This is a genomic window from Ruegeria sp. AD9, from assembly GCF_056542305.1.
In genome coordinates this window covers 1-7,176 of the sequence record NZ_JBQFZP010000038.1, presented here as the reverse complement: position 1 = coordinate 7,176, position 7,176 = coordinate 1, and the positions used below count along the sequence as shown (strand labels likewise).

Annotated in this window: 6 protein-coding genes; all 6 read right to left on the bottom strand. The window is 52.2% G+C overall.

What is annotated here, in order from left to right:
- Positions 1 to 45: 45 nt before the first annotated feature.
- Complete coding sequence (locus ACR0AM_RS21220) at positions 46 to 696, bottom strand: hypothetical protein (protein ID WP_480623953.1); 651 nt, start codon at positions 694 to 696, stop codon at positions 46 to 48.
- Positions 697 to 825: 129 nt separating this feature from the next.
- A complete protein-coding gene (locus tag ACR0AM_RS21215) occupies positions 826 to 1,602 on the bottom strand; it encodes a 2-keto-4-pentenoate hydratase (RefSeq protein WP_480623952.1) in 777 nt (258 codons plus the stop codon).
- Positions 1,603 to 1,810: 208 nt separating this feature from the next.
- Positions 1,811 to 2,431 (bottom strand): cysteine hydrolase family protein, encoded by a 621-nt coding sequence (locus ACR0AM_RS21210; RefSeq protein WP_171106045.1) that lies wholly within the window; start codon positions 2,429 to 2,431, stop codon positions 1,811 to 1,813.
- 276 nt (positions 2,432 to 2,707) lie between these two features.
- Positions 2,708 to 3,565 carry a DUF302 domain-containing protein gene (locus ACR0AM_RS21205; RefSeq protein ID WP_480623951.1) on the bottom strand — a complete coding sequence of 286 codons (858 nt, stop codon included), beginning with the start codon at positions 3,563 to 3,565 and terminating at the stop codon, positions 2,708 to 2,710.
- 16 nt (positions 3,566 to 3,581) lie between these two features.
- Positions 3,582 to 3,944: a DUF4345 domain-containing protein gene (locus ACR0AM_RS21200; protein ID WP_480536490.1), complete on the bottom strand. Its 363-nt coding sequence runs from the start codon at positions 3,942 to 3,944 to the stop codon at positions 3,582 to 3,584.
- 1,477 nt (positions 3,945 to 5,421) lie between these two features.
- On the bottom strand, positions 5,422 to 6,966 hold the full coding sequence (locus ACR0AM_RS21195) for a ShlB/FhaC/HecB family hemolysin secretion/activation protein (RefSeq protein ID WP_480623950.1): 1,545 nt from the start codon (positions 6,964 to 6,966) through the stop codon (positions 5,422 to 5,424).
- Positions 6,967 to 7,176: the final 210 nt, after the last annotated feature.

Genomic DNA, 7,176 nt, shown 5'->3' with positions numbered 1-7,176 from the left:
CTCATCTCCACTCTCTGATGGTTACGATGAGCCTGAAATCCTCCGCTACGCAATCAACCTAGTCTGTTCCATGGGTGCTGATGGCGGACAGGATTTAAGGCGCGCACTTTCAGGGGACGGATCAGGCATCGTACCGCTGGCAACGACGCTCAATGCCTGATCGATACGCGTGCGTGTTTTTTCGAGCTGCTCAGTCACCGCATCCGTGATGTCAGTGATGCTGACAAGCTCTTGCGGATTGATTTCGCCGTTTCTGACGTAATCACGGTTCACATGTGCCACTTCGCAGCGCGCAATGGGGAACCCCGCTGCCTCAAGCACGACACGCTGGAATGCGAGATCAAAAGTGTGTTCGGGCTTTGCAGATGTCCCGCTCTTGATCTCTGTCAGAACGTACCCATCGCCACTGCGGCTCACGATGTCGGAGATGCAAGTTATGGTTCCATCTTCATAGCGTCCCTGCGCCACTGCGTTTGCACCGTTTCTCCAAGCCTCCAAAGTACGCGCGGGCAGAGCCTGGTATTCTGAAAAATCTGAAAAACCGAGGCGAACGAGATCACCAAATAGCTCCTCAGCATATGGCTCAAACGCGTGCCCCTCGTCAAAACGCGCTTGCAATGAAGGGTCAATCGGCGGCAGCAGATGCCTGGCGTGTTTCTTGATCCATAGCCAGGCGGGGTGCCTGAGAAACATCATGTAATCTGATTTGGATAGCATCGTATAATTTGCATTCCAGAATTGATGAAATCAGTGGAAGACTATCGCGCCCAGCTATTGAGAGTAACTTTTCTTTGGTGAAGTAGGCGTCACAACTCTATTACAGCCTCATGTAAATCGCACCGACAGCTCGGTGTCCATGACACCACCAAAGCCCGCTGACCATTGTTCGCCCGGAAACACTGGCCATGCGTCTGTCAAAGTACCAGTTGTGACTAGCTCGCCTCCTTGAAGCTGGTCGGCGTCTGAGAGCAGAGAAATAAGATGAGCCAGGACTTCAATTGGGCCACCGAGCGCGTTTTCACCCTTGCCGGACTCGATGGCCTCGGTGCCCTTGAACAATGCTAGAGGCACTTCGGCCAAGCCGGTCAAGACATCATGCGTCGCCTCGATTTTGTCGCCAAGAACAAGGCAGCCGTGCAATCCTTGTGCTGCGATTGAGTCTTCGACCGAGAATTTCCAGTTGGGATAAATCGATTGAACAATTTCAAATCCCGGGGCAACCCAATCCACGCAACCTGCCAACTGCTCATTGTTCATTTCAGCCGTCGGCGCATCGCCGAGGCCAAGTACGATTTCTGGCTCGATTCTCGGTTCTGAATACCTTGCCAAGTTTACCGGCTGATCAGTCGAAAACAGCCCATCTGAGTGAACCTCTCCCCAAATGGGTTGATCTACACCATAAACAGGCCAAATCGCGCGGTTCGTGAAGCCGACTTTTCTACCAACTCTCTTTTTGCCCTGAAGCTTTCGGACGCGTCTTGCAATCGAATAAGCGTCATCCAGCGTTAGCTGTTCTGCCTCTGAAGACAGTTTAGATATCTGCTGGGCAGAGGTCAGGGCATCAGCGATTTTCTGAGCGTTTGCTTCAACATCTCTTGTCATATTCGCATTATACGGACCAAGGGCTGGATTACGATGCAATCCAGATTTTGAAGGTCTATAATCGAAAACTCAAAGGTTAGCACTGAAAGTGTCGATACCTTCTGCATCAAATGGGCAAGTCCAAGGCGTTCTGGCGACAAAAAACTCCACCCGTTGCTGCACCCTAAAAATTATGCACCCCAACTGGTACTAACAGTTCAATTGCAACTTAGAGCGACGAGATGGAATTGATCACTGCTTCTCTGCTCTGAACAGCGCCGGTTTGTAGATACTCCATAGCTTTGAGAGCAGCTTCATGGGCTTGAAAAGATGACCCGCCAACGCAATCTTCTACAACGCGGCAGAAGTAGTCTGATTGGTGGCCATCGACGAATGTGTAGTGCACACAAACATCTGTCAGCCCGCCGCACAACAAAAGTGTGTCCACCTTTAAACCGCGCAGCAGGATTTCGAAATCGGTTCCAAAAAACGCAGAATACCGTCGCTTCGAGACGATGTAGTCACCTTTGCGATATCCCATCTCATCTTTTGCAACTTCCGTACGTGGATCACCTTCGAGACAGTGTATGTCTTCGTCACCATCCAGTTCCCTGCCGAAGTCGATCTGATCGGGACGATGGACTTCCTGAACGAAGATGACGGGCACATTGTTGTCATGCGCAGCGTCAACCAAATCGCGCGCAGCGATCATGCGCTCTTTGTAGCCCGGCATGTTATCGATGGAGCGTACTTCGCTGTCATCAATAAACGTGCTCTTTTGAATGTCGATTACGATCAGGGCAGGTCTACCTTCGATCAGTTTCCTGGCTTGTTTGGTTTTAGTTGTCATGTTCGACCTCTAATTTGCCAGGTCGTCCTGAAAAAACGCCCTTGCTTGGCCGGGCCGTCCCAGCGGGCAGATCAATTTTGACTAAATGTGCAACTAAGTATGGTCAAGGCTGTGCTGCGTTGTTTTGGAATGAAAACTGTATACTCGCGCCCAGGGCAACATTGCCCGCAAATTGCCGTTAGGGTTTAAGTGTAGAGATGGTCTGTACCCAGCCCAGAATGGGCAGCTAAATACGGAATATAGCAATTCAGAAAAATTGTGACTTCCAACCAGCGGCTACTCAATTGCAGTGCGAAATGTTGAGGTAAGCCGTTTGTTCAAACCGTAATGAGGTTCGTCTGAAGAACCGTAGTGCAATTCCGCCAAGGCAGCGATGTCATTGAAAATCACTACGGAGCCGCCTTCTTCATTCGCGTAAACTAGTAGTTTTTGGCAAAAGGCATCCAAACCAATTGCCGGAAAGCCCGCCATAGCTACGCCACCGGGTGCTGGTCCGCCGAACAGTAAAAGTACCGCCTCCGGCAGGTCCACCCCCAGTTGGGACGCTTCGGTCGCAAAATCGATTTCCCCAAACCACACAGTATCGTCCTGCCCCATCACAGCTGTCCTGAGACGTTCGACTGCCTCTGGTACGCTGAGCAGAGTTTGCAGTTCGATGACCCCATAGTCGGCAAACAATCCGCTGGTTGGCGCTGGTGTTGCATCCAAGTCGTTTAGAACTTCGAGCATCTTGCTCTCAAATGCATTTAACGCTTGGGTGTCATTCAGACCATGCCGCACTTTGAGAAATTGAGAGTCTGTGTAAGCGATCTGTGGGTTACCATCCTGATCGAAGGAAAGTACGCGAAAAGGAAGGTCCAGACCTGCTCGCACGGTCTCTTCCAGAATTGGCGTGTTTATCTCAGGATCAGAAAAAATGAGTACACGAGACGCTGGCATTTCTACGCCTTCGGCTTTGGCCAGTCGCGCGTGATCTATCGATGCGATTGGAGTATCTCCCGCTTTGGCAACGACAGTCTCAACCGCTAAGAAGTTTTCGTCCACCGCAGTCTGGATGGTTGACGATTGTGCCAGAGCGGATGTCGACACAGATGAAGTCGCAACCATCGAGAGAACGAACAAAAACCTCAGCATTTTACCACTTCCTGTTTCATCGTACTTTTTTCAGCGAAACCGCCGCCAGAGCTGCAAAAGCTATCTCGGCCGCAAGATAAAATAGAAGTATCCCGTTCGGAACTCCATCGATAAGAATGCTTAGTATGCGTCCAACGGCCAGTCCCGACATAAACAAAAATAGAACCCACAGCGCGGGGCGTTGTAATTCTGGTTTCGAAGCGGCCGCCAACCAGAACAATGCGTTTGCCAGGTAAAGACCCATAATCGCTCGGAACACGTGGGTTTGGTTCGTCCCTTCCACCGGAAATCCCAGCAAAACTGGGATCGAACTGCCGGGCATCAGACCGTATGACAACGCAATTGGCACGAGGCCAACGGCAGCAAGCAGAAGGACCAATCTAGCACTCATGGAGGACTCCTTCTCGTAGAGGTTTCGCTTTTTTGCGAAATTCCTAGTCGGTTTTTTGGGGCATCCGATGATCCGAGCCGGATGCCCAAACAGCACTCAGAAAGGCATATTTTATGCCTCATTAACCTTCTGAGCGATGACACCTTCGGTTGATGTCTATTCTTCAGCTTAACCTTGGTCGGAAACCAGCTTCCCACTCGGAAGAATTCCTCTAAGGTTTCAAGATGTGCCTTTACCAGACTGGCGCTACTGCTGCTTTCGTTTGACCGAAATAATGCAGCCAGAGTGTTTTGGATGTCGTGCCGGTACATCGCGTGCCATTGCGTCCACGTTTCCGAGGTGCCGCAACGCTCCGTTGTTCAGCAACACGCCTCGCCCAGCATCATACCGGCGCTGTCCAAATCCGCTGGCAACGCATTCCCAGTCTTCCTTGGCCGCCGCGTTGCGGAACCTCGGTAGGTCGTGCGGGTCATGTCGTCCAGGTGTTGCTGCGACGTGATCGTGTTTCTTCGCATTACTTTGGTGGGTTAAATGGTGGGTCACTTGTGTTTTGCCAGGTTGTTGGACAGTACCGGTTGTCGGCCTCGGCTTTGGGCGCATGATTGTCACGACGCCTTGTGGTTTCGGATGTCCTGGGACGGCCACGTGAGTTGCCGTCGGTTTTGGTGTCAACTGTGGAACCTGGCCAGGAACCGCCGTTGGAACCTGATTGGGGGTTGCGGTTGGGACAAGCGGTGGTGTCGCCGTAGTACCGCTGGGTTGCGGAACACGGCCGGGCACTGCGACCGGAATCTGGTTTGGTGTTGCAGTCGGGACGAGCGGTGGCACAGCAGTTTGTCCAGTGGGCTGAGGTGGGACCTGACCAGGAACTGCGACTGGTATTTGGTTTGGTGTTGCGGTGGGCACAAGTGGCGGCACCGCTGTTGGGCCGGTGGGTTGAGGCGGAACCTGGCTAGGGGTAGCGACCGGAACTTGATTGGGAGTTGCAGTCGGAACTTGCGGGGGCACCGCGGTGGGACCAGTAGCCAATGGCGGAACCTGATTTGGAACAGCTGTCGGAACCCGGTTTGGTGTCGCGTTTGGTGCCAGAGGCGGAGTTAGGGTCGGCGCTACTACCGGCGTGGGAACCTGACCAGGAACCGCTATCGGTGTCGCAATAGGAACCTGACCGGGAATTGCGTTCGGGACCGCGCCCGGCGCAAGGACTGGAACAGTAACGGACGTGGGCGTTTGCTGCGTTCCCTTAGGCGGCAATTGATTTGCCACCGGCTGAGTTGGACCAGTAACTTGATTACCTGCCCCTTGCCCGCCAGCCTGCCCGCACCCTTGGCTCGACTGGTGTGGGTTCCCTACGCCTCGGCACCACCCGTAGTGATTTCCGCGGGCAAAGACCTGAGTAGCGGCCAGTTCTGCAATTAGACAAGTTGCGGTAAGTACAGCAATTCGGTTCAGTTTCATAACATCCTCACCAACTTGTTGTCAGAGCAAGATACGCGCCAGGATCGCCAGAGTCGGTCAAAGGGCCGTCTCTCAAAGGGACACCGACATATCCGGACAGGAATAGATTTTGCTTAAACTCAATGTCCAAACCCAGACCTGTCGACGCCAGTGTAGCATTATCAACTTCGAAACTCGCAGGGTCATTGTTCGAGATGTAACCCACGTCGAAAAAGGCAAAGGGCGTTAAGCGATGTATGCTCTGGGAACTGGGGAAGTAGGAATGAGACACTTCGAAAATCGCGGAAATCCCGGAATCACCATCCACTTCGTCAAAACGATATCCGCGCAAAGCGTAGCGATCACCAAGGAAGTACTCTTCGACAGAGGGCAGCCGGTCTGTTGTGTACTGCCCCCAGATCTCGGTGCGCCAAGCTGTGTTGGGCGACAAGCCCGTTAGTGGGCTTTCGTATCCGATGCCGCCTCGTAGATGCCAGAACGAAGAGTCCCCGTCGTCAAAATTCGCATCTGTCGTTTCATTGTCATTATCGCCAAAAGATAAGGTTAGCCCCGCTTCCAGAGCTTGTCCCTTTGGATAGTTTTGCCCGTAAAGATAAGTAAGGCCAACGACACTCGCGTCACTGGATAATGGAACGCCGCCACTGACTGAGTCCGCTTTTGAAAGGCGATAATCCAGCAGAAAGTATCCATATCGGGCTACATCTCGGATTACGGGGTAACCCATCGCGACGGTGAAGTTCTCGCCGTCAATATCTGTTCTCGCAAAATTTCCTGAGAGGTCACGTTTTGCGTTTATGTTCCCGTAGAAGATCTCACCGTACAGACCATTACTGTTCAGCGGGGTGCGATAGGTAAGAGCGCCCCATAAAGAGTGTTCATCGTCTTTGTCCCAATTGTAATTGCCTGAACCCTCAAATCGCAGCAGATCCCCAACGGTCAGTGTCGAATAAAACTCTTGTACGACATAGAAACTGAGCGCTTCCCCAAGCTCACGCGGAGGGTTGTCTAGTGTCGCACTACCGGCTTGTTTGCGCAGAGGTTCTCCCAATACTCTCAGCCGAGCAACAGCCTGATCCGGGTAATCAAGTTCGGTCGACACGTCCAAATCGGGTATGTCCTCGGCTAGCATAACCGCCCGCTCAAATCGTTTGAGAGTTATTGGATATGCGGTGGTGAGGGGCTGAAAAATCTTCTCTAGTGTTTGGAACGTGCGAGTATCTACGCCTTCAATTTCGATGGTTTGAATGCGCCCTTCATCAACAATTATGCTCTGCCCATCGGGACCGGGCCAGGCCTCAGCCAAGAAGTAACCGTCTTCTCGGTAGATCTGAGTAATCGTTGATGCGACCTCCACCGCTGTGATGCGCCCAGACCGATTGAAGGCCAATTGACCGGCAAAAGTTAACAGCTCATCCGCATCATACACCGTTACGCCGCTGACCGAGTGCTGGGACGCGATGTCCCAGGTTTGGGCAATGCTGCTTCTTGGAACTGATGCAGTGGCCACAAGAGTGCAAATGATCGCAAAAACAACTGAGCTGAATATGCGCATTTTTGACAACCTTAAAGTGACTGAGCATGTTGAAGTCCAATGTTATTATGTGGTTCGCATGTGTGAACCTGACGCTACTCGAATGTATTGATGGGTGATGTTTTTAAGAAACACAGTGAATGTCCGCCATCAGCACCCATGGAACAGACTAGGTTGATTGCGTAGCGGAGGATTTCAGGCTCATCGTAACCATCAGAGAGTGGAGATGAG

Excerpts from the sequence above, each read along its gene's own strand:
- ACR0AM_RS21220 (WP_480623953.1), bottom strand. The coding sequence starts at position 696 with ATGATGTTTCTCAGGCACCCCGCCTGGCTATGGATCAAGAAACACGCC.
- ACR0AM_RS21215 (WP_480623952.1), bottom strand. The coding sequence starts at position 1,602 with ATGACAAGAGATGTTGAAGCAAACGCTCAGAAAATCGCTGATGCCCTG.
- ACR0AM_RS21210 (WP_171106045.1), bottom strand. The coding sequence starts at position 2,431 with ATGACAACTAAAACCAAACAAGCCAGGAAACTGATCGAAGGTAGACCT.
- ACR0AM_RS21205 (WP_480623951.1), bottom strand. The coding sequence starts at position 3,565 with ATGCTGAGGTTTTTGTTCGTTCTCTCGATGGTTGCGACTTCATCTGTG.
- ACR0AM_RS21195 (WP_480623950.1), bottom strand. The coding sequence starts at position 6,966 with ATGCGCATATTCAGCTCAGTTGTTTTTGCGATCATTTGCACTCTTGTG.